The sequence below is a fragment of the Psychroflexus aestuariivivens genome (assembly GCF_004010055.1).
Taxonomy (GTDB): domain Bacteria; phylum Bacteroidota; class Bacteroidia; order Flavobacteriales; family Flavobacteriaceae; genus Psychroflexus; species Psychroflexus aestuariivivens.
This window is the reverse complement of the sequence record NZ_RQVT01000056.1, coordinates 225,507-248,462: the sequence shown is the minus strand read 5'-3', so window position 1 is coordinate 248,462 and position 22,956 is coordinate 225,507. Positions and strand designations below refer to the sequence as shown.

Annotated in this window: 25 protein-coding genes; 12 read left to right on the top strand and 13 right to left on the bottom strand. The window is 33.1% G+C overall.

The window, feature by feature from the left end:
• Positions 1–1,443, bottom strand: a complete 1,443-nt coding sequence (gene asnS / locus EIG86_RS12590) for an asparagine--tRNA ligase (protein WP_127846534.1) — start codon at positions 1,441–1,443, stop codon at positions 1–3.
• A 351-nt stretch (positions 1,444–1,794) separates the two neighbouring features.
• Between asnS and EIG86_RS12585 the strand changes: the two genes are divergently transcribed.
• Both EIG86_RS12585 and feoB read left to right on the top strand, forming a co-directional pair.
• Positions 1,795–2,028, top strand: coding sequence for a FeoA family protein (locus tag EIG86_RS12585; RefSeq protein ID WP_127846533.1), 234 nt, complete (start codon positions 1,795–1,797; stop codon positions 2,026–2,028).
• Positions 2,021–4,123: a ferrous iron transport protein B gene (gene feoB / locus EIG86_RS12580; protein ID WP_127846532.1), complete on the top strand. Its 2,103-nt coding sequence runs from the start codon at positions 2,021–2,023 to the stop codon at positions 4,121–4,123. The genes EIG86_RS12585 and feoB overlap by 8 nt, the downstream gene beginning before the upstream one ends.
• A 136-nt stretch (positions 4,124–4,259) precedes the next feature.
• On the opposite strand, the gene EIG86_RS12570 is transcribed toward feoB, so the two are convergent.
• Genes EIG86_RS12570 through EIG86_RS12555 form a run of 4 tightly spaced genes read right to left on the bottom strand, consistent with a single transcriptional unit; the run spans position 4,260 to position 7,103 of the window.
• Entirely contained in the window at positions 4,260–4,835 is a 576-nt protein-coding gene (locus tag EIG86_RS12570; protein WP_127846530.1) for a 5-formyltetrahydrofolate cyclo-ligase, read from the bottom strand.
• A gap of 5 nt (positions 4,836–4,840) precedes the next feature.
• Positions 4,841–5,809, bottom strand: coding sequence for a succinylglutamate desuccinylase/aspartoacylase family protein (locus EIG86_RS12565; RefSeq protein ID WP_127846529.1), 969 nt, complete (start codon positions 5,807–5,809; stop codon positions 4,841–4,843).
• A complete protein-coding gene (rimK, locus tag EIG86_RS12560) occupies positions 5,810–6,682 on the bottom strand; it encodes a 30S ribosomal protein S6--L-glutamate ligase (protein WP_127846528.1) in 873 nt (290 codons plus the stop codon).
• Positions 6,672–7,103 (bottom strand): ATP-dependent zinc protease family protein, encoded by a 432-nt coding sequence (locus EIG86_RS12555; RefSeq protein ID WP_127846527.1) that lies wholly within the window; start codon positions 7,101–7,103, stop codon positions 6,672–6,674. Before EIG86_RS12555 ends, rimK begins: the two co-directional genes overlap by 11 nt.
• A gap of 84 nt (positions 7,104–7,187) precedes the next feature.
• Between EIG86_RS12555 and EIG86_RS12550 the strand changes: the two genes are divergently transcribed.
• The gene (locus tag EIG86_RS12550) at positions 7,188–7,616 is read left to right on the top strand and encodes a tellurite resistance TerB family protein (protein ID WP_127846526.1); all 429 of its coding nucleotides are present in this window, start codon (positions 7,188–7,190) and stop codon (positions 7,614–7,616) included.
• A gap of 95 nt (positions 7,617–7,711) precedes the next feature.
• Here EIG86_RS12550 and fbp read toward each other — a convergent pair whose 3' ends face one another.
• Positions 7,712–8,734: a class 1 fructose-bisphosphatase gene (fbp, locus tag EIG86_RS12545; RefSeq protein WP_127846525.1), complete on the bottom strand. Its 1,023-nt coding sequence runs from the start codon at positions 8,732–8,734 to the stop codon at positions 7,712–7,714.
• A gap of 107 nt (positions 8,735–8,841) precedes the next feature.
• Between fbp and EIG86_RS12540 the strand changes: the two genes are divergently transcribed.
• Genes EIG86_RS12540 through EIG86_RS12530 form a run of 3 tightly spaced genes read left to right on the top strand, consistent with a single transcriptional unit; the run spans position 8,842 to position 11,575 of the window.
• Positions 8,842–9,312, top strand: coding sequence for a GNAT family N-acetyltransferase (locus EIG86_RS12540; protein WP_127846524.1), 471 nt, complete (start codon positions 8,842–8,844; stop codon positions 9,310–9,312).
• Between the two features lie 17 nt (positions 9,313–9,329).
• Positions 9,330–10,580, top strand: a complete 1,251-nt coding sequence (locus tag EIG86_RS12535) for an aspartate kinase (protein WP_127846523.1) — start codon at positions 9,330–9,332, stop codon at positions 10,578–10,580.
• Positions 10,580–11,575, top strand: a complete 996-nt coding sequence (locus EIG86_RS12530) for a metal-dependent hydrolase (protein WP_127846522.1) — start codon at positions 10,580–10,582, stop codon at positions 11,573–11,575. Before EIG86_RS12535 ends, EIG86_RS12530 begins: the two co-directional genes overlap by 1 nt.
• On the opposite strand, the gene EIG86_RS12525 is transcribed toward EIG86_RS12530, so the two are convergent.
• Positions 11,561–12,307: a hypothetical protein gene (locus EIG86_RS12525; RefSeq protein ID WP_127846521.1), complete on the bottom strand. Its 747-nt coding sequence runs from the start codon at positions 12,305–12,307 to the stop codon at positions 11,561–11,563. The two genes, EIG86_RS12530 and EIG86_RS12525, sit on opposite strands and share 15 nt — an antisense overlap.
• A gap of 249 nt (positions 12,308–12,556) precedes the next feature.
• Between EIG86_RS12525 and EIG86_RS12520 the strand changes: the two genes are divergently transcribed.
• On the top strand, positions 12,557–12,736 hold the full coding sequence (locus EIG86_RS12520; RefSeq protein WP_127846520.1) for a hypothetical protein: 180 nt from the start codon (positions 12,557–12,559) through the stop codon (positions 12,734–12,736).
• On the opposite strand, the gene EIG86_RS12515 is transcribed toward EIG86_RS12520, so the two are convergent.
• Genes EIG86_RS12515 through EIG86_RS12505 form a run of 3 tightly spaced genes read right to left on the bottom strand, consistent with a single transcriptional unit; the run spans position 12,687 to position 16,230 of the window.
• On the bottom strand, positions 12,687–14,078 hold the full coding sequence (locus EIG86_RS12515) for a glycosyltransferase ArnT-like protein (RefSeq protein ID WP_127846519.1): 1,392 nt from the start codon (positions 14,076–14,078) through the stop codon (positions 12,687–12,689). The genes EIG86_RS12520 and EIG86_RS12515 overlap by 50 nt on opposite strands.
• Complete coding sequence (locus EIG86_RS12510) at positions 14,075–15,544, bottom strand: cellulose synthase family protein (RefSeq protein WP_127846518.1); 1,470 nt, start codon at positions 15,542–15,544, stop codon at positions 14,075–14,077. The genes EIG86_RS12515 and EIG86_RS12510 overlap by 4 nt, the downstream gene beginning before the upstream one ends.
• On the bottom strand, positions 15,541–16,230 hold the full coding sequence (locus EIG86_RS12505) for a glycosyltransferase family 2 protein (RefSeq protein ID WP_127846559.1): 690 nt from the start codon (positions 16,228–16,230) through the stop codon (positions 15,541–15,543). Before EIG86_RS12505 ends, EIG86_RS12510 begins: the two co-directional genes overlap by 4 nt.
• A 302-nt stretch (positions 16,231–16,532) precedes the next feature.
• On the opposite strand from EIG86_RS12505, the gene EIG86_RS12500 reads away from it, so the two are divergent.
• The gene (locus EIG86_RS12500) at positions 16,533–17,060 is read left to right on the top strand and encodes an RNA polymerase sigma factor (RefSeq protein WP_127846517.1); all 528 of its coding nucleotides are present in this window, start codon (positions 16,533–16,535) and stop codon (positions 17,058–17,060) included.
• A complete protein-coding gene (locus EIG86_RS12495) occupies positions 17,060–17,842 on the top strand; it encodes an anti-sigma factor (protein ID WP_127846516.1) in 783 nt (260 codons plus the stop codon). The genes EIG86_RS12500 and EIG86_RS12495 overlap by 1 nt, the downstream gene beginning before the upstream one ends.
• 2 nt (positions 17,843–17,844) lie before the next feature.
• On the opposite strand, the gene EIG86_RS12490 is transcribed toward EIG86_RS12495, so the two are convergent.
• On the bottom strand, positions 17,845–18,321 hold the full coding sequence (locus tag EIG86_RS12490) for a TspO/MBR family protein (protein WP_127846515.1): 477 nt from the start codon (positions 18,319–18,321) through the stop codon (positions 17,845–17,847).
• 94 nt (positions 18,322–18,415) lie between these two features.
• On the opposite strand from EIG86_RS12490, the gene mvaD reads away from it, so the two are divergent.
• From mvaD to EIG86_RS12475, 3 genes are all read left to right on the top strand, one after another.
• Entirely contained in the window at positions 18,416–19,483 is a 1,068-nt protein-coding gene (mvaD, locus tag EIG86_RS12485) for a diphosphomevalonate decarboxylase (RefSeq protein WP_127846514.1), read from the top strand.
• A 175-nt stretch (positions 19,484–19,658) separates the two neighbouring features.
• A complete protein-coding gene (locus EIG86_RS12480) occupies positions 19,659–20,597 on the top strand; it encodes a mevalonate kinase family protein (RefSeq protein ID WP_127846513.1) in 939 nt (312 codons plus the stop codon).
• A gap of 10 nt (positions 20,598–20,607) precedes the next feature.
• A complete protein-coding gene (locus EIG86_RS12475; RefSeq protein WP_127846512.1) occupies positions 20,608–21,510 on the top strand; it encodes a geranylgeranylglycerol-phosphate geranylgeranyltransferase in 903 nt (300 codons plus the stop codon).
• 20 nt (positions 21,511–21,530) lie between these two features.
• On the opposite strand, the gene EIG86_RS12470 is transcribed toward EIG86_RS12475, so the two are convergent.
• Positions 21,531–22,046 (bottom strand): hypothetical protein, encoded by a 516-nt coding sequence (locus EIG86_RS12470; RefSeq protein ID WP_127846511.1) that lies wholly within the window; start codon positions 22,044–22,046, stop codon positions 21,531–21,533.
• 85 nt (positions 22,047–22,131) lie between these two features.
• Positions 22,132–22,809: an SCO family protein gene (locus EIG86_RS12465; protein ID WP_127846510.1), complete on the bottom strand. Its 678-nt coding sequence runs from the start codon at positions 22,807–22,809 to the stop codon at positions 22,132–22,134.
• Positions 22,810–22,956 lie beyond the last annotated feature (147 nt).

The following is a 22,956-nucleotide window of genomic DNA, read 5'->3' as shown; positions in this document are numbered from 1 at the left end:
TTAAAATTCTGCGTTTTGTGGTGTTCTTGGGTAAGGAATGACGTCTCGGATATTGGTCATTCCTGTGGCAAAAAGCACCAATCTTTCAAAACCTAAACCAAATCCAGAATGCTTACAAGTTCCAAATTTTCTAGTTTCCAGATACCACCATAATTCTTTTTCATCGACACCCAACTCTTTCATCTTGGAAAGCAAAACGTCGTAGCGTTCCTCTCTTTGAGAACCGCCAACAATTTCACCTATTCCAGGGAAAAGAATATCCATCGCACGAACGGTTTTGCCATCATCATTCAGTCGCATGTAGAATGCTTTGATATCTGCAGGATAATCGAACAAAACAACAGGACATTTAAAGTGTTTTTCAACCAAATAACGCTCGTGTTCACTTTGTAAATCTGCGCCCCATTCTTCAATTATATAATTGAATTTTTTCTTTTTATTGGGTTTGGAATTTTTTAAAATATCAATAGCTTCAGTGTAAGAGACTCTTTTGAAATTGTTTTTCAAAACAAAATCAATTTTTTCTCTCAGTGGCATAGGTGAACGGTCTTTTTCAGGTTTTGATTTTTCTTCCTGAAGCAAGCGATTTTCCAAAAATTCAAGATCATCTTTACAATGTTCGGTGATGTATTTTAATACATACTGAATGAAATCTTCAGCCAAATCTATATTGCCTTCCAAATCACAAAATGCAACTTCTGGTTCAATCATCCAAAATTCTGCTAAATGACGAGAAGTATTAGAGTTTTCTGCCCTGAAAGTAGGTCCGAAAGTATAAACTTGTCCTAAGCCTAAGGCGAAAGTTTCTGCTTCTAATTGCCCACTAACAGTGAGGTTGGTTTCTTTACCAAAAAAATCTTTTGAAAAATCTATATTGCCTTTCTCGTCTTTTGGTGGATTTTTTAAATCCATATTGGTGACCTTGAACATTTCACCAGCACCTTCAGCATCACTTCCAGTAATTACAGGTGTGTTGACGTAATAAAATCCTTTGTTGTTGAAATATTCGTGGACAGCAAAAGCAAGTTTTGAACGTACACGCATTACGGCTCCAAAGGTGTTGGTTCTAACACGTAGATGTGCTTGTTCTCTCAGTTTTTCTAAACTGTGACGCTTTGGCTGGAGAATAGTTTTTTTTATGTCTTCTGGTTGAGCTTCACCAAGAATTTCAATGCTTTTTACTTCTATTTCTACACGTTGGCCTTTGCCTTCACTTTCTTTCAAAGTTCCTTCAATAGCAACGGCTGCACCAATATTTATTTGTTTTAAAACCTCTTCATCGGTGTTTTCAAAATCAACAACACATTGAATGTTATGAAGTGTTGAGCCATCATTTAGCGCAATAAACCGATTGCTTCTAAAGGCTCTAACCCAACCGCTAACTTTATATTCTTGCAAAATTTGGTCACTTTGCAGTAATTCTGATACCTTTTTTGTGATCATTCTTGACTTTTTTTGAGAATGACAAAGATAATTTTTTCTTCAAGCCTTTACAAAAGGATTTCACAAAATACTTTAAGGCAAAATCAACAAAAAATACCTAATACTAGGTATTGCGGACAGCTATTTATTTATTTAATATTGTAAAGTCTCATATTGCTTAGGTAATCTATTGTGGAAGTCCACTTTACCTAACTAAATTTAATCCGGCAAATTCATCTTATTTGCCGGATTTTTTATTTTAATTCTGCTAATACTTACTTAAGTTTTACAGAAATTCATCAGAAAAGTTGTGCTCACAGAGATAAATTAAATAAAACTTTATTACTTTTGTTTAAAATTATTCTAAATAGCATGCTGACAATCATTGATCTCAAAAAAGGACAGAAAGCTATTATCGGTGAAATGAATTCTGATGATATTCCATTGAAACTTCTTGAAATGGGTTGCTTGCCTGGAAATGAAGTCGAATTGGTTCAAATAGCACCTTTCAAAGATCCATTATATCTTAATATAAATGATACTTACCTGTCAATACGAAGGGAAACTGCTAGATTGATTAATATTGAATTAAAAGTGGATGAGTAAACAAATCAATGTTGCTTTAGTTGGTAATCCCAATACAGGCAAAACCTCAGTCTTTAATAATCTTACAGGCCTCAATCAAAAAGTAGGAAATTATCCTGGAATTACGGTTGATAAGAAGGAAGGCTCTATAAAACTAAGTAGAAACCTGAAAGCTCATATTCTAGATCTTCCAGGAACTTATAGTTTGAATGCCACATCTTTGGACGAAAACGTTGTCATCGAATTATTGATGAATAAGAAGGATAAAGATTATCCAGATGTTGTGGTTGTGGTTAGTGATATTGAAAATCTGAAAAGGAATTTGTTGCTTTTCACACAAATCAAAGATCTTGGCTTACCAACAATTCTAGCCATTAATATGGCGGATCGTATGGAGCGCAAAGGTATTGAACTGGATGTTGAAGGTTTGGAAAAACGTCTAAACACTAAAATTAGTTTGATAAGTGCTAGAAAAGGGACAGGTTTTGACGGCTTGAAACAACAAATTGCCAATTACCAAAATCTTTCTACAAAACCTTGTTTGCAAGCTTCAGAAATAGACACTGAATATTTTGGCGCACTTAGAAAAGCTTATCCAAATCAAGATTTGTACAAATTATGGTTGGTAATTACCCAAGACGTCAATTTCGGGACGACAAAGCGAAATGAAATTCAAACACAAAATGGTTTCACTCCTAAGTCAACCTCTGATTTGAAACGTCTTCAGCAGAAAGAAACCATCAAGCGTTACCAATTTATAAATGAAACTTTGAAAGCCACTTTGACTAAAGATTTAGCATTGGCGAAAGGCTTAAGAGCAACTTTAGATAGAATATTAATTCACAAAGTTTGGGGTTATGTAATTTTCGTTGCTATTTTATTTTTAATTTTTCAGACTATTTATGAATGGTCAGCTTATCCAATGGATTTAATTGATGAAAGTTTTCTGAAACTTAGTGAATTTGTTACAAGCACGCTTCCTCCTGGAATGTTTACAGATCTAATTTCAGAAGGCATTATACCTGGCATAGGCGGAATTGTAATTTTTGTACCTCAAATTGCCTTTCTTTTTCTATTTATTTCGATTTTGGAAGAAACTGGCTATATGAGTCGTGTTGTTTTCTTAATGGACAGAATCATGCGGAAATTTGGAATGAGTGGTAAAAGTGTTGTTCCGCTAATTTCTGGAACGGCTTGTGCCATTCCAGCCGTAATGGCAGCCAGAAATATTGAAAGCTGGAAAGAACGTTTAGTCACAATTCTTGTTGTTCCGTTTACTACATGTTCAGCAAGATTGCCAGTCTATCTCATTATAATTGCTTTAGTTATTCCAGATGAGCGTTGGCTTGGATTATTCAATTACCAAGGAATTACATTAATGTTGCTGTATTTACTTGGCTTTGCCACAGCAGTGCTTTCAGGTTGGTTGGCGAGTAAAGTTCTAAAAATAAAATTCAAATCTTATTTTGTAGTAGAAATGCCAGATTACAAAATGCCGATTTTAAAAAATATTGCATTTACTGTCTTTGAAAAAACCAAATCTTTTGTGGTTGGTGCAGGGAAAATAATACTTGCCATTTCTATTATTTTGTGGGTATTGGCGAGTTACGGTCCAACGGACGATTTTGATAATGCTGAAGAAATCGTTACCAACAATATTGAAACTGAAAACTTAACACAGGAAGAAATCGATACTAAAATAGCGTCTTATAAATTAAAGAATTCTTATATTGGACATGCAGGTCGTGCTATCGAACCAGTGGTAACGCCACTCGGTTACGATTGGAAAATTGGCATTGCCATTATTAGTTCTTTTGCAGCTAGAGAGGTTTTTGTAGGAACTTTAGCAACTATCTATAGCGTTGGAAGCGAAGATGAACAAACTATTAAAAAGCGAATGGCCGCAGAAACCAATCCTGTTTTAGGTGGTCCATTATTTACATTTGCCAGCGGAATCAGCTTATTATTATTTTATGCTTTTGCTATGCAATGTATGAGTACTTTGGCAATTGTAAAAATAGAAACTGGCACTTGGAAATGGCCGTTAATACAACTTTTCGGAATGTCGGGATTTGCATATGTTGTTGCATTTTTAGCATTTCAAATTTTAAAATAAAAGAAATATGATTCAGGAAATTTTAGTCTTATTGACATTTATTTTAGCACTTACATTTTTGGTTAAAAAATATTTTTGGCCTCAAAAAAAATCTAAATCAGCTTGTGGAATTTCAGATTGTGGATGTACAAAATAATTATACTTTGCTGTTAAATTTGTAAATTTTATCTGGCGTTACACAAAAATCTAAAGGAATATCATGTAGTTCTGTAGGAATAATATTGTCTTCTGAAGAAAAAAAGGACAAACCTATTTTTATAACATCTGCTTTGCAGTCTTTCAGAAACCCATCATAAAAACCTTTTCCATAACCTATACGATTACCGATTTTGTCAAAAGCCATGAGTGGGATAAAAACCACATCGATTTGTGAAGGAAAAACTTGAATTCCATTTTGTGGCTCTGGAATATTCCAATCGTTAAGTTTCAATGAAGTTGAATCTGTGAGAAGAAAATGTGAAAGGCTTCGTTCTGAAATATCCATCTTTGGAACCACGACATTACCATCTTTGCCGTAAATAATTTGAAGAATGTATTCTGTATTTATTTCTTTTTGACGCTTTATCGATAAGAAAAGATGATAATATTCAAAATTCCAAATATCTAACTCTAAACATTTATTGGCAATTTTTAAGCTTTCATTGTCAATTTCAGTTTCAGTCATTTCAGCGCGTAATCTTTTATATTTCTGTCTCAATTCAGATTTTGTCATAACTATTATGATTTAGAAATATGAAAAATAGCATCACCTTGGTAAACAATGGGCGATTGGTTGGCATTGATAATATAGCCATCGTTACTCGCTTTTACTTTATGTCGAAATGTACCATAAGGGTCTGTAATTGTTGCAATAAATTCGCCTTTTATCACAAATTTTCCTATGGGAATTTTGACATGCAAAAGACCACTATATTTTGCTCGAATCCAATAAGTACTAGAAATGAATTTAGTTTCACTTTCAGGCGTTTCAATGTCGAAGTTTGGTTTCAGCATTTCAAAATGATGTAAAATGCGTTTTATACCGTCTACACCAAATTTTGAAATTTCTTTATTATTGTCTTGGGATTTTCCGCCTTCAAATAATAAAACTGACTTTCCTTGCTTAACACAAGTCATTCGGTAAGAGTTTTTTATTGTAGAGGAATAAACTGTAAATGGTGCACAGAAAATTTTGGCAAGATCTTCTGCGTTAGGATCATTTTTGTCGATTCTAATTTGCGCTGCATTGAATCGACTCGCGCCGCCAGTATGAAAGTCTAAACAAATATCCACAACCGGTAATATTTCTGTAGAAAATTGGTAAGCAAATCGACTTGCTAATGATCCTTTTTTCGTTCCTGGAAACATTCTGTTTAAATCTCTACCGTCAGGAAATTCTCGTTTCATATTCAAAAACCCAAACACATTCAAAACAGGAACACAAATTATAGTGCCTCGCTTTGGTTTGTTGATGCCTTTTGAAATAATTTGCCTTACGGTCTCAACACCATTTATTTCGTCGCCATGAATACCGGCTGTAATCAAAATAACAGGTCCAGATTTTTTAGCACGCTCAATAATAACAGGAACTTCTACAGAGGTTGTCGTGTAAAGTTTTGCTGTGTTGAAATTAATGCGCGCTTTTTCACCAGGATAAACTTTTCTGTCTAATATATGGAGTACATTTTTAGAATCAATTTCCGGCATTTAAACATTTTTTTCGATGTACTGAATAATGTTTTTAGCAATATCTTTACCAGTAGCCTTTTCGATGCCTTCCAATCCAGGAGAAGAATTGACTTCCAAAATAAGAGGACCACGTGAACTCTGTAATAAATCTACACCAGCAACTCCCAAGCGCATAGCTTTTGCAGCTTTGATAGCCGCAATTTCTTCTTCGTCAGAAAGTTCAATCACTTCAGCAGAACCGCCTTGGTGCAAGTTGGATCTGAATTCACCTTCTTTGCCTTGGCGTTTCATTGCGCCAACAACGTGACCATCTACCACAAAAACACGGATATCTGCTCCTTTAGCTTCTTTGATAAATTCTTGAACGATTACTCTAGCTTGAAGACCGTTGAAAGCTTCTATTACTGATTTCGCTGCGTTTTTGGTTTCGGCTAAAACAACTCCTAAACCTTGCGTGCCTTCCAAAAGTTTAATAACTAGTGGTGTGCCACCAACTTGCTCAATAACGCCGTTGACATCTCTGGAATAATTGGTAAAAACAGTTTTTGGAAGACCGATTTTAGCTCTGGACAAAACTTGTAGACTTCTCAGCTTATCTCGACTTCTTACCAAAGCTTCAGAATCAATAGTACTGAAAGCGCCCATCATTTCAAATTGTCTTACAACTGCCGTTCCATAAAAGGTTACAGAGGCACCAATTCTGGGAATAATGGCGTCTGTGTCTAGAATATAATTACCTTTATAATAGATATTTGGGTTGCGTTTTTCAATCACCAAATCGCATTTTAACGGATCGATGACTTGGACGTCATGTTTTCTTTTTTTGGCAGCCTCCACCAATCTTTTTGTTGAATAAAGGTTTGGATTTCTGGAGAGAATTTTAATGTTCATTTTGAGTGGCGTTATATGATAAATCTTTCAATTCTGGGTCAACTATAAATTTTTTGTTTAGAAATTTACGTCCCAAAAGTACAGGATGCTTCATTTCTTTTCGATTGCTCAAAGAAAGTGAAATTTTATAGATTTTTCCAAAAATTTTAATTCGGGATTTTATTTCATACCTACTTTGTGCGATTCCGTTACTACTTTTAACTCTTATTTTATTGTATTCATTGAAACTAAAGGCTTTATGATTGTATTCGGGATGTTCATTATCAAGGAAAATACAATGCAAAACACCATCAATTTCTTCAATATTTTCACAGTGAATGGAGGAAGTGTAGGCGCCCGTGTCAATTTTCACCGAAATTTCTTTTAAGTTAAGGTCCGGAAACTCCACACGATCTAATCTTCCAATTGTTTTCTTTTTCATATTTTGCAAATTACAAAAATCAATATTCTTTTAAATAGGCATCGCAAAATAATATTATCTTTACACCCTAAAAAACTTTATTTTATGTCAGCTGAAGATATTTACGAAAATACTAGAAAATCCACACGAATCAACCATTTTGCAAACATTGTAAATTTAGCCGCTTCTGATGGTAAAATAACACCTGTTGAAGAAACTTTGCTTAAAAGATTTTCCAAGAAATTTGATATTTCAGATTCAGATTATGAACAAATTCTAGAAAATCCAGGTGCTTATCCGGTACACTCTATTGGCTCCAAAGAACAGCGCTTAGAATATCTTTTCGATTTGTTGAAAATTATTTTCATCGATGGACAAATGGATGAAGTGGAGTCTTTTTTATTGAACCGCTACGCAGTTGGACTTGGATTTACTGAACAAGATGCCAGTGAAATTATAAGAAAATCGGTAATATTATTCTCAGGAAAATTTTCATTTGAAACTTACAAGAATTTTATCGATTCAGATGATTAATTTCTGATTAATCTAGCTATATAAATCAAAAACGGCTAAATGTGACAAACTACATTTAGCCGTTTTCAGCTTAGAAATCAATCTTAACACTCAATTCAACAAGACTGAACTTCATCAGCTTTTTTCATACATTCCTCAGCTTTTTTTACCATGTTTTTACTACCGCAAAAAAATGGCACGCGTTCATGAAGCTCGGTTGGTTTGATGTCCAAAATTCTTTGATAACCGTCTGAAGCAATTCCGCCAGCCTGTTCTGCGATAAATGCCATAGGGTTGCATTCATAAAGCAAACGTAATTTTCCCTTTTCTGCACTCGAACTTTTTGGATACATATAAATACCACCTTTGATCATATTTCTATGAAAATCCGAAACCAAAGAGCCAATATATCTTGAAGTATAAGGGTCGATGTCGCGTTGTGCTTGGCAGAATTTGATGTAATCTTTTACACCTTGTGGAAAATGAATATAATTTCCTTCGTTGATGGAGTAAATTTTGCCATCTTCTGGGATTTTAATGTCAGGATGAGACAAATAATATGTCCCAATAGCGGGATTCAGTGTGAAACCATTGACACCGTGACCAGTTGTGTATACTAGCATTGTAGATGTCCCATAAATTATATAACCTGCAGCAACTTGTTGATTTCCTGGTTGCAGAAAGTCTTCAATTTCTACCGGTTGTCCAACTGGGGTCACGCGACGGTAAATTGAAAAAATTGTTCCCACAGACACATTCACATCTATATTGGAACTGCCGTCAAGTGGATCCATCAAGACAACATATTTATTTTTATGATCTTTGTTATTTCCCTGAATGGTGATAAAATTGTCATTCTCTTCTGAAGCAATTCCACAGACAATTTCTCTATTGATTAAGGTCTGGATAAATTTTTCGTTGGCATACACGTCCAACTTTTTTTGATCTTCACCTTGAACGTTTTGTTCACCATGATCTCCCAGAATATCGACTAAACCAGCTTTGTTGACTTCGTGGTTGACCACTTTAGCCGCTAATCTTATAGAATTAATAAGTCGTGAGAGTTCACCAGAAGTATATTTAAAAGCTTTTTGATTTTCAATAATAAACTCGCCTAGAGTTTGGTTGGTTTTTTTCATAACGAAAACGTTGTAGTTTCGGCAAAAATAGAAAAAAACATTATCGATTTCATAAACTGAGGCTTTTTAATTTCATCTTGATTATTTTTACCCCAAAAATAAAGGTTATGGATTTTAAAATTCGTTTTGCTACTCCTGAAGATTTACCTCAAATCCTAGATTTAATCAAGGAGTTGGCTGCTTTTGAAAAAGAATCAGACGCTGTCAAAATTTCTGTAAAAGATTTGAAAACCTATGGTTTTGGTGATTCGCCTTTATTCAAATGCTTTGTAGCTGAAGTCGATCAGAAAGTTGTTGGAATGGCTTTGTTTTATTCACGATTTTCAACTTGGAAAGGTAAAACGGTTCATTTAGAAGATTTGATCGTCACCAAATCTATGCGTGGCAAATCCATTGGAAAAACACTTTTTGAAGCTGTTGTAATTTATGCTAAAACTCAGAAGATAAAACGGGTAGAATGGGTGGTTTTGGATTGGAACATCGACGCTATTGGTTTTTATGAAAAGTACGGCGCAAAAGTATTCAAAGATTGGCGAACAGTCCAATTGGATGAAGATCAAATTAAAAATTTCAATTAAAAAACTAAACTAAGAATATGCAGATTTTCAAATTTGGTGGGGCATCGGTCAAAGATGCAAAAGGTGTTAGGAATGTTGCAAAAGTTTTAAAAACTACTGGTCCTAAACAAAAGGTTGTTGTGATTTCAGCTATGGGCAAAACCACCAACGCTTTAGAATACATTATTGATTTATATTTTGAAAAAAACAAAGATTTTTCCGCTGCGATTGCTGAACTCAAAAAAGCCCATTACGATATTTTAGATGAACTTTTTGAGGATAAAAATAATCCTGCGTATACTAAGGTTAATTATTTTTTCGACGAACTAAGCATTTTTTTCGACCGAAATAAATCACCAAATTATGATTTTGTCTATGATCAAGTCGTTGGTTTTGGTGAGCTAATCAGCACTAGTATTATTAGCTATTATTTGAAATCTGTAGGTTTAGAAAATTCTTGGCATGATTGCAGAAATTTGATATATACGGATGATACTTATCGCGATGCCGAAGTGAATTGGGATAATACTCAGCAAAAAATCCTGAAACATATCAATCCAGACGAATTAAGCTTAACACAAGGATTTATAGGTTCAGATCAAAATAATTTTTCGACAACACTGGGTCGGGAAGGCTCTGATTACACTGCCGGAATTTTCGCATATTGTTTGAATGCTGAAAATGTTACGATATGGAAAGATGTTCAAGGCGTGCTAAATGGCGATCCTAATGTTTTTGAAAACACAACTTTGCTTGAACAGATTTCATATGAAGAAGCTATAGAATTAGCGTTTTACGGCGCATCAGTTATTCATCCAAAAACGCTTCAGCCTTTGCAGCAAAAAGAAATTCCATTGTTCGTGAAATCTTTTTACAATCCCGAAAATCCAGGAACTAAAGTTGGAAAAGGTAAATTACTAAATCCACTTTTACCTTGTTTTATCGTTAAAAGAAACTTGGTATTTATGTCGCTTTCAACTTTAGATTTTTCATTTTTCGTTGAAGAAAATATTAGTGAAGTTTTTGCTTTATTTCATAAACATCAAGTAAAAGTTGACTTGATTCAAAATTCTGCCATTAGTTTTTCTGTGTGCGTTGATAATAAATTTAAAAACGTTGACAAACTCATTGAAATTTTAAAAGCGAAATTTAAAGTCACCTACCAAAAAGGAGTGTCATTATTCACTATTCGCCATTATGATGATGAAGCTATTGCAAGAATAGAGAAGGATAAAACGATACTTTTAAGACAAATGCATAAAGAAACCATTCAACTCGTCGCAACTTAGTGGATTCTTTAACTCAAATAGTGCTGGGAGCAGCGGTTGGTGAAGCAGCTTTAGGAAGGAAAGTCGGCAACAAAGCAATTGTTTATGGCGCTATTGCTGGTACGATACCTGATTTGGATATTATTGTCGGAAACTTTTTTGATACGGTCACAGCTTTAGAAATTCATCGTGGTTTCTCGCATTCTATAGGTTTTGCTATATTATTATCTCCAATCTTGGGTTACGTTTTGTCTAAGATTCATTCCGATGCTAATTTCAAAAATTGGACTTGGATGATGTTTTGGTGCTTGTTCACACATCCTTTGTTAGACATGTTTACGACTTGGGGAACACAATTGTTTTGGCCATTTGAATATCGTCTGGCTTTCAAGTCAATATTTGTCATAGATCCGCTTTACACTTTACCATTTTTGACTTGTCTTGTTCTCGCCATGCGTTTCAAAAAAAGCCATCCAAAGCGAAGAAAAATAAATCGATTGGGATTGTATGTGAGTACTTTTTATTTGTTGATTTCTTTATTCCTAAAATTTATTGGTTATCAAAAGTTTGAATCCGCTTTAGAAAACCAAAACATCAATTATATCGAAATGGATACAAGACCAAGTGCTTTCAATACATTGCTTTGGTCAGCTAATGTGAAGACAAAATCAGCGTTTTTGATTGGTGAATATTCATTCTTTGATAGCAAACCAATTTCTTTTAGACGATTTCCTAAAAATCATGAGAAGATTTCTCATTTGTCCCAATTTGAAAACTTGGAGCGTTTGAAAGATGTTACTAAGGGCTGGTATACAATTACAAAGAAAAATGAAAATTTATATTTGAACGATTTGCGATTTGGCTTAATAAGTATGGATACAACACAAACGAAATTTGCATTTTCCTATAAACTCGTAGCAACTGAACAAGGTATAGAAATACAGGAAGAACCTAAAACTCCTGAAGATGGCAAGAAATTATTGAAAGAACTCTGGATGCGGTTAAAAGGAAATTGAATCTGAATTTTCTTTATGATTAATCAACTCAATAATAATTTTGCGCTTTTCATCTATAATTCTTTTCTTTAGTCTATATCCGAAAAAGTCATCTACTTTTAATGAACTTAGAGTTTCATTAGAAAGTTGTTGGCCTTTATGGAAAACCAAAATATTTTCATCTGTTTTCCAACTCTTCATTTTCTCAGAACTCAAATCATTTTTAATTGGTTCAGCCTTAACTATAGGTAAGTAACTCGGAAGTTTTTCATTTCTAATTCGCTGATCAAAGGTCATTCTTTTGCTGACTGAGGCTACAAATTTCAATTCAGAAGGTCTGTAATATCGAGCTTCTTCAGAAAGATTTTCCCAATCTTTCACCAAAGTATTATATTGTTTCAGGGTTTCATCATTGACTTCTTGCCCATCATTATAGCGATCGATTACCTGGCGTTGAAGATTCAGAACTTTAATACTGGTTTTTTTGATGGCATTTTTAAGATGATCTATCGTTTCGCCGCTTGTGTTTTCATTAGCTATAAGTGTAACATAAGGATCGAAATTTTTGTCATCAGAATGTTGTGAAATGTAATTTGAAATAAATTGGCTAATGTTGTCAAAATCGACAGATTTGCCGTTGATTAAAAATTCATTTTCTGAGGAAACTTCCACAGAAATATTATTGTCCAAATCGTTTTTGACTTGTCCAAAAACACACTGAATTGACACTAGAAATAAAATTAATAGTCTCATAATTTGAGTAGGATTAGTTAGTAAGTAACTTCAAAAGTAAAGAAAATATTAGTTATAATTTCAATTTTTAGCACTCTTCAGGGCTGAATTCCAGTGTTTTGAATATAATTTAACGTTTGGAAACAATTAAAATGAATATTTAGCAATTATTATGTAAAGATTAGAAATGAAATTTCATTACATTTGTAATATTATTTAAGAATATACCATAATATGAAAAAAATAATTTTATCGCTTAGTTTTATAGCTATGAGCTTTTCTTTTTATGCTCAGCCAGGCGGACTTCCTGGTACACCAGGTGATGCAGATGATAATACAACTGATGTCCCTGAAGCACCAATTGATAGTCAAATATGGCTAGGCCTTATCGGTGGAGTAGCTATTGGCGGTTATTTGTTGATGAAAAAGCACGATAATAATATCGCTTAAGCGATTTAGAAAAAATTTCTAAACATAAGCTTACGATCGCAATTATATATTGAATTGTGATTAGTAGGCTTTTTTCGTTTACAGTATCTATTTCGTAGGCTGCATAACTTAAAATTACCAAATAAGACCAAAGCAACATATATTTATATTTGGTAAAAATGCTCATTGATAATGGTAACAGCAAATACCAAGGATGAACTGTTGTAGAAAGCAAATAATAAGCGGTAGATGCAAAAAGCATGTGTTTCAGAAGTGTTTTTAAATTGATTTTTCGTTTTCTAAAACTCAACCAAAGCACAAAAATCAACGTCAAAATTGCTAAAACTTTTCCAAAAACAGCAATCAGGTTGTAGCCTACAATTTGAAACCCAATCCATCTCAAAACATAATAAATACTTGCATTGAATTCAAAATTATTGAAATACAGTCCTAAACTATTTTGATAATGATCCAAAAATTCCTCGTCAAAAAACAGCATATAACTCGCAATGATAAAAATGCTGAGTAAAATATAAAAACTAAGGTCAGTTTTGAATGTAGGTTTTATCTTTGATTTTAGGTGTCTAAAAAAACTCCACAGCAAAGGCAAAAACATTAAGGTCATCAATTTGGAAACCACCGAAAAAGCCCAAAATGTGGCTGCTGATGTCAATTTAGTTTGGGAGAGTTTATAAATCGCAACCATCAGAAAAGCAATCATTACCACTTCAAAGTGAAGATTGATTGTCGACTCTATAATCACCAAAGGATTCAAAATAAAAATCAAAATGTGTCTTTTTGGTAGATTGATTGTTTTTAGAATTTTTAAGCCATAAATTAAGATTATAACTTCAGCAAAAATGTTGAAAAGTCTTAAGGTGATGGCATTCAGTAGTATATTCTCTCCCGCTATTTGCCAAGACAAGGCGTAAATTAATTGGGCAAATGGTGGATAATTCGAATAATTATTGGCGCTGAGATCACCCATATTTTCAAATAGAATTTTGCTGATTTCAAATTTTTCAACAAAAGTTTCATCAATAATATTTACTGGTTTATGCAAATATGGATTATGTGCATTGGCGGTCAACATGCCATCCCAAATGAAGCGGTAAAAATCTTGCGACAGATTTGGTATGGTAAACAAAACAATTAGTTTTAGACCAAAAGCGACACCGATTAAAAACCTTAGAGATAATTTACTTTTGAATAAGTAAACCGAACATATAAAAGCCAAAGTGTAAAGACCGAAAAGCTGAATAAAATTATGTCTTTCAGTAAAATATCCTATTATGACGTAAGCACAAGCCAGAAGCAAAATAGCTGAGACTTGAATACTTTTATGATTCAAAAAGGCTTTCATACTTTGAAGAATAAGGTTTTGAAAGCAATGAAGCCAAAACCGAAAGTCAACATTAAATGGAAAATTATCAGCCCAAAATCTTCAATAACGAATGCGCTATACAGTCCAAAAATAAAATATAGCATCAGTAAAACTTCCATGAAATTTATTAAAGACAGTTTTCTGCTGGTCACTATTTTACCTCGCCAAGTATCTTTTTTGTTTTCAATATTGAATTTTGGCGTTCTTATAAAATCTGATTTTTTATTGAAATGTCCTTCCAAAATCGCCAAAGTATTATGCAAAGATAAACCCATTGCTACTGAAAAAAATAAAACAAAAAGTCCTAAAAACTTCATGAAATTCAAAATTCCACTGCCATAAATAGCCTTGTAGCTTGTCCAATATCCCCAAATAAAAATTAATGTACTGCTTCCCAATGCAGCCATTATAAAAAAGACAACATCTAGATTTTGTTGCTGAAATTTTATGTACAACACAGGAATACTTAATACAGCCACGACTAAAATTACCAAGAACATACTAGAATTCAGCAAATGAAAAAAACTTTGAATTTTATTTGAAAAAGATAATTTTTTGTGTTTGAATACTTTTCTGAAGTTTTTCTTGAAATTTTCCGCTGCCCCTTTATTCCAGCGGAATTGCTGAGATCTGGCTGCACTCAGTACAATTGGTAATTCTGCAGGTGTAACCACGTCTTTCAAATATTTGAAAGTCCAGCCTTTCAGTTGGGCACGGTAGCTTAAATCCAAATCTTCGGTAAGTGTATCGCCTTCCCAGTTGTTTGCATCTATAATGCAAGTTTTCCGCCAAATGCCGGCCGTACCATTAAAATTGATAAAATGACCACCGAATTGTCGTCCAACTTGTTCCACTAAAAAGTGAAAGTCCAATGCGAAGGCTTGAATTTTTGTTAGTAAATTATAATTTCTATTGACGTGGCCCCAGCGTGTTTGGACCACGCCTATATTTTGATTTTCAAAATGAGGAAGGCATTGTTTCAGCCAATCTGGATTTGGCATAAAGTCAGCATCGAAAATGGCAATAAATTCACCTTCTGAAATTTCTAAACCAGCTTTTAAAGCGCCTGCTTTAAAATTTTCACGATTGATTCTGTGAATATATTTGGCATTGAAACCTTGATCCTTCAGTTTTTGAGTCAGACTTTCGGTAAGCAATTTAGATTCGTCTGTAGAATCATCCAAAACTTGAATTTCTAGTTTAGATTTGGGATAATCCAACTCAGAAATATGCTTTAAAAGTCGTTCTACAACATATTTTTCATTGTAGAGTGGCAACTGAACTGTAACCTTTGGCCAAGTTTCCAGCGTTTCGAAAGTTTCAATTCTTTTGTTTTTACTTGCTTTTTTGAAATTTAATATCAGTTCTAGTTGTGCCAAACTGTAAATAAAAATAGCTAACAATGCCAAAGCATAGATTGATAAAACAACGTAATCTAAAATCATTTAAATGTATATTTGAAAATCCAAAATAGAATTTTTATTCCAGCCATAACAGCACCTTTTAGAGTGCCCGATACTTTGGATGTGCCAATTCTGTTTCTATATTTCACTTCAACTTCAGTGTAAGATAAATTTTGTTTTAAGGCTTTCAATTGCATTTCTACCGTCCATCCATAGGTTTTGTCTTGCATATTCAAAGCTAAAAGTTTCTCGAATTTTATTGCTCTAAATGGTCCTAAATCTGTAAATTTAGCATTGAAAAATAAACGCATTAAATTTGTAGCGAGCCAGTTACCAAAAATTTGAGGGAAAGTCATTGCGCCAGATTCTCTTTTGGAATTTACTCTAGCGCCTATCACAAAATCAAAATTTTCATCTATAATAGGAGCAACAATTTTTTTCATCTCTTCAGGAAAATCACTATAATCTCCATCCAAAAATACAATAATATCAGTCTTTTTTGAATGGTTCCTAATGTAATCGATACCTTTTAAGCAAGCAAAACCATAGCCTTTGTTTTGTTCATGAAGAACAGTTGCACCTGCGTTTTTCGCGTTTTCAGCGGTTTTGTCTGAGGAGTTATTGTCCACCACAATAATTTCTTCTACAAAATCAGGAATGTCTCGGATTACCAAAACGATGGCATCGGCTTCGTTGAAAGCAGGAATAATAACACGAATACGATTCATAGCGCACAAAAGTACAGTTTTCCATGTTTAGTCGAAGTAAAATCAATTCCATTTCAAAAAAATGAACCTTAATTATATTTTTTTCGTAAATAATATTGAATAAAGTGATTGAAACGATTTGTGTTTTGGTTGTTTTTTGTTGATAGTAAGGAGGCTGTTAGCTTCATGAGTTTCAGTCTCCTTTTTTAATAATCTTTAATGTTCAATTTTCGAAAATAAAAAATGAGAAATCTTTTTGACCTGAATTGAATCTATAATTTGCCGTTTTAAATTATTTAAGTAGATTTAGAGAAAATTTCCTTATGCAACCAGACGGTCTAATTTCTCAAATGAAGCAGAAAAATCAAGTCGCTTTTTCTCAAATATATGACATGTATTCTGAAAATATCCATGGTATTGTTTACAATATTGTAAATGATGTGGAAATTGCTGAAGAAGTAGTACAAGATATATTTATAAAAGTTTGGGAAAAATCAGAATCTTACTCTGAAGATAGAGGACGTTTTTTTACTTGGTTGTTGAATATTTCAAGGAATGCAGCAATCGATAAAGTAAGATCGAAAGCTTATAAAAATAAAATGAAAAATTCCGATTTTGATGATTTTTCATTTTTCATTAAAGATAGTGAAGATTTGGATCGGAAGAGTGAAGGTTTTGGACTAGAAAAATTTGTTCAAAAACTCAAGCCGATGTGTGTGAAGATTATTGACCTTTTATTTTTTAAAGGCTACACACAAAAAGAAGCTTCAGAAACCTTGGATGTGCCAATTGGTACAGTCAAGTCAAGAAACAGAAATTGCTTAAACTCACTTAGAAAATCAATAGAATAATGAAAGCTGAAGATTATTTAGACTCTGGATTGTTAGAATTGTACGTTTACGGCGTTTTGCCTGAGGACGAGCATTTGGCAGTTGCTAAAGTTGTCAATAGAAATCCGGATTTACAAAGTGAAGTTGTTGCTATAGAAACTGTTTTAATGGAATTGTCAGGTTTAGTTTCACCTGGTTTAAATCAGGGTTTAAAACAAAAAGTGCTGCAAAATATAGATAAAAAATCCAATAAGAAAGTCAAAATTGTAACCTCAAATTACAGTTATTTTGGTTGGGCAGCCGCTATTCTTTTACTTGGAGGCGTGCTATGGTTACTGAAACTCAACCAAGATTTGCAAACTGAAATACAGGTTGTGGAATCTGAATTGAATGATAAAAAAGTTGAAGTAGTTTCTACAGAACAAAATCTGAATTACTTACAAGATATTTTAGAAAACATAAAATCACCTGAATTCCGTAAAGTAACTCTTCCAGGAAATGAAATAAATGCACCAAATACCAGGGCTGTAGCTTTTTATTCTGATGAAAATAACGAATTGATTTTGGATGTCACAGAATTACCAGAACCACCTAAAGGCATGGTTTACCAAGTGTGGTCTCTAAAAATGGAACCGCTTACTCCTACAAGTGTAGGTCTTTTAGCAGAATCTCCTAGTTCTGAAAATAAAATCTTCAAACTCCAGGATATTCCAGACACCGAAGGTTTTGGAATTACTTTGGAACCAGAAGGTGGAAGCAAGACGCCAAATCTAGATCAATTGTATGCTTTGGGAACGATTTAAAATCAGTTTAATCGCCAAATTTCAAAATTCAAAATAGCTGCAAAAATAACCCAAATAAGATAAGGAATTAGCAGGTATGCAGCTAAGTTGTTAACAACCTTAAACCATTTGATGGTGATTATTATCAAAATCAATAAGGCTAAAATGACTAGAAATGCAAGTAATGGAGATTGATATCCAAAAAATACTATTGACCACATCGCATTCAAAATAAGTTGAAATGCAAAATGATACAAAGCAGTTTTAACCCAAAGGTGGTGTAAACCCCGACTCCAAACGATTCCAGCGGAAATCCCCATCAAGATATAAAGCGATGTCCAAACTGGGGCGAAAATCCAATTCGGGGGATTGAAACTTGGTTTGTTCAGTTCTACATACCAAGTATTTATACTGGTTTGTGTAGCAATAGAACCCAAAAAGCCCACGCCTAGACAAATCAAAATACATATGATAATTCTTATAGCAAGTCTTGATTTCATGAGTTATGATTTTCAGCAAAATATTAATATTTTTTGATTAAAGCAATATGGGTCAAAAATTCAGTCTTTCATTATATTTGTTCAAAACTTTAGTATGCAATCATCAAACTTCATTTTCAAAAACACTTCACTTTTGCCAAAATTAGGCTGTTATAAAGCAGAAGCACCAAGTAATATTGCCTTGGTGAAATATTGGGGAAAACACGGTGAACAGTTACCAACCAACACTTCTATTAGTTTTACTTTGAATGAATGCAAAACTAAAACTGAGGTTCATTTGTTGGAGAAAATTGAAGCAGACGACCAATTTCATTTTGAAGTTTATTTCAATAACTACCTCAAACCAGATTTTAAACCTAAAATCAAGACTTTTCTGAAGCGAATTGAAATATATGCACCTTTTTTGAAATCTTTCAAATTTGAAATCAGAACACAAAATACATTTCCTCATAGTAGCGGTATCGCTTCTTCTGCAAGTGGAATGGCAGCATTGGCTAAATGTATTTTACAGATGGAACAAAACATATTTGTTGATTTGCAAGAAGATTTTTTAGTTCAAAAAGCATCATTTTTAGCGAGATTAGGCTCAGGTAGTGCAAGCCGAAGCACAAATGGTGGCTTGGTGGTTTGGGGTGAACATTCATCAATAGAAAATAGTTCAAATTTTTATGGAATAGACTATCCATACGAAGTTCATGATAATTTTAAATCATTTTGCGATACAATTTTGCTAGTAGATCAAGGAAAAAAAGAAGTGAGTAGTAGCGTGGGGCATAATTTGATGCATAATCATCCTTTCGCATCACAAAGATTCAAACAAGCGGATGATAATATTGAAAAAATCAAAGCTATTTTTGAATCTGGGGATTTAATGTCTTTTATCAATTTGATAGAATTCGAAGCGCTTTCACTTCATGCTATGATGATGACAAGTCAGCCGTATTTTCTTTTGATGCAACCGAATACGTTGGAAATCATCAATGCAATTTGGGCGTTTAGAAAAGAAACTCAGACACCAGTCGGTTTTACTCTAGATGCAGGTGCGAATGTTCACTTGCTATATCCAAAATCTTCTGAATCAAAAGTTTTGGATTTAATTGAACAAAAACTTAAATATTTTTGTCAAAATCAAAGTTTTATAAAAGATTATGTGAAAATATGATTTTGTTAAATGTTTTTGTTTAATTAAATAAACAATATTTTGTAAATTTGTAATATAATGGACTGGTAAATTTTAATTTAACTAGAAAAAAATATTCATTTAAATGAATGAATATCATTCCAAAATGATTAATCTTTGCATATTGAAAAATGCTAATCTGCTTTAAGTTATATCTATGAAAGGACCTCTGTTTTACTCAAAAATTCTTTTGTTTGGTGAATATGGTATCATCAAAGATTCTAAAGGCTTATCTATTCCTTATAATTTTTACAACGGCGCTTTAAAAGTTGATGAAACTCCCGATGAAAAAGCCATCCAATCCAACCGTGAGTTGAAAAGATTTGCTGATTATTTAGGCAGTTTTCAGTCTAAACATCAAGATTTAGTCAGTTTCGATTTGAAAAGCTTAAAAGCCGATTTAGAAAATGGCATGTATTTCGATAGCAGCATTCCGCAAGGTTACGGAGTTGGAAGTAGCGGAGCTTTGGTAGCAGCGATTTATGATAAATATGCCTTCAATAAAATTACAGTTTTAGAAAATTTACAGCGAGAAAAATTATTGAAACTTAAAACGATTTTCTCCGAAATGGAATCTTTCTTTCATGGCAGTTCATCTGGTCTTGATCCATTAAACAGCTATTTGAGTTTGCCAATTCTTATCAATTCTAAAGACAATATTGAGCCAGCTGGTATTCCTTCGCAAAGTAAACATGGTAAAGGTGCTGTTTTTTTACTAGATAGTGGCATCATTGGCGAAACTGCACCAATGGTAAAAATTTTTATGGATAATATGAAGCAGGAAGGTTTTAGAAATATTATTAAAGATAAGTTTGTAAAACATACAGATGCTTGTGTAGAGAACTTTTTGGAAGGAGATTTCAAAACACTTTTTGGTAATATCAAACATTTGTCCAACGTGGTTTTGGATCATTTCAAACCTATGATACCAAAACAATTTCATAAACTTTGGAAAAAAGGAATTGAAACCAATGATTATTATTTAAAGCTTTGTGGCTCAGGTGGAGGAGGTTATATTCTTGGGTTTACTGAAAATTTAGAACAGGCCAAAAAAGCTTTAAAAGATTACAAACTAGAAGTCGTTTACACCTTCTAAATTTCATTACATGTCTAGAGAGAACAGATATCTGTGGCTCAAGTTTTTGAGTTTGTTCTCGGTTATTCGCGGGTACAATATATTGGTTATTGTAATAGCTCAATACCTTACGTCGATTTTCATAATGGCTCATCATTTGCCTATTTCTGATGTGGTTTTGGATGTTAATTTGTTTTTGATTGTCATTTCAACTTCATTAGCTATTGCCTCTGGATACCTGATTAATAATTTTTACGATTCTGAAAAAGATTTAATAAATCGGCCACGCAAAACTTTGCTTGATAATTATGTAAGTCAACAGACTAAACTTGGCGTTTATTTCCTGTTGAATTTCTTGTCTGTGATTATCGCAAGCTATGTCGGTTTTAAGGCGGTTTTGTTTTTTTCTTTTTATATTTTTTCACTTTGGTTTTATTCACATAAATTAAAAAAATATGCTTTTTTGGGCACCTTGTCTGCAGGCTTGCTTGCTATTATGCCATTCTTTGTAATTTTTGTGTATTACAGAAATTTCGAATTGGTGATTTTTGTTCACGCTTTATTTTTGTTTTTGGTGGTTCTTATCCGTGAATTGGTGAAAGATTTGGAGAATCTTAAAGGTGATTTTACTCAAAATTATCAGACTATACCTGTTAAATACAACGTGAAATTTACAAAAAAATTAATTTCGATTTTGGTCATATCTACCATTGTTCCGGCTTTGGTATTGGTGACAAAATTCGATTCTGGTTATATGGATTATTATTTTTTACTTTGTGTCGTTTTACTTATTGTCTTCCTTTGGCAATTGTGGCGTTCAGCGCAAAAGCTACACTATTTGTTACTTCACAATTTGTTGAAATTCATTATTCTATTAGGTGTTTTTAGTATTGTTTTAATTGATATTGATGTCTTAATTAAGAAATTATTTTAAATAAATCGAATATCAAATTTTCAATCCGCTTGAAGCTTTGCAGCCTCAGATTTTAAGCACTCATTTTTAGTTTCAGAATTAGTACAAAACCAGCTCAACTGACTTTCAAACTTATACAATTTCGGATTACAACCATTTATACAGCCGTGGCAAACAACAGCGTTTGGTGCTAACCACATATTTTCCAAATTTTGAATCGGAAATTGTTCAGTTCCTGGATAAACTTTTTGATTCTTTTCGAAAATTCGGGTGGCTAATTTCCAGCCATTATCTTCGCTTGTAAGCAATAAAAAAATGTAATTTTCTTTTGAATCTTCAACTTGATCTTGAATGATTTCAATATTATCAATTTCAAAATTTAAAAATTTTTCAGCGCTTTCTATCAAATTTTGAATGTTTTCATTCATTTCATAACTGCCATCCTTATTTTTTGTTGCAATTTCAATTGATTTAAGTTTAATTTGATTAGCTTCTTCAATAAAACTATTTGGATTGGAAAATATTAGGAAAGTGATTATAAATAGTAAAGTTTTCATAATGCTGAATTGTAGTTAAATCATTTCAAATTTATAAAAAAAATATATAACCAATCTTCAAATATGATGATTAAAAATTTTAGAATCAAGGCTTTTCATATTCAAGTTTCAAGATAGCAATATCATCGATAAGTTGTTCGATCTCTTCAGGATTGGTGCCATCGTAGAACCCACGGATGCGTCTTTCTTTGTCCACTAAAACAAAATTTTCCGTGTGTACCAAATCATACGGCCCACCATCGCCCTCGGTTTTGGAGGCTAAGTATTCTTTTCTGGCAAGTCTATAAATTTGCTTTTTATCGCCAGTTGCCAATTGCCACTTTTCATCGATTACACCTTTTTCTTCAGCGTATTTTTTGAGCTGTTTCACATTATCTATTTTTGGTGTAACAGAGTGGGATAGGAGTTTGATTTCATCATCATTTTTGAACTCTTTTTGCAAAGTTTGCATGCTTTTCGCCATGTCTATGCAAATGCTTTGACAAGTGGTGAAAAAGAAGTCAGCAACGTAAATTTTATCTTTAAAATCTGCTTGAGTAATTGTGTCACCATTTTGGTTTATCAATTTGAAATCACCAATTTTATGATATTTCCTAACGTATTGAATGGTGGTGTCCACCAAATCTGCTGTAACCATGCTAGGTTGATATACCGGAAGTTTAGGTGTTGGTTTCAGTTGTTGATAAATCAAGGTGATGATAATCGCAGATAGAATGAGCATGACCACTGCAAAAAACTTGTATTTGGCGAAAAACTTCAGCATGTAAAAAACTTTTTTACAAAATTAAACCGATTTTGCTGAAATAAGCCTAACGACTGTTACAATAATATGTTAAGAGCCAAATGGAATGCCGATGAAAAATTTTCTATACCATATTAAAAGTTTACTTTTGCACCTTGAAAAAATTTT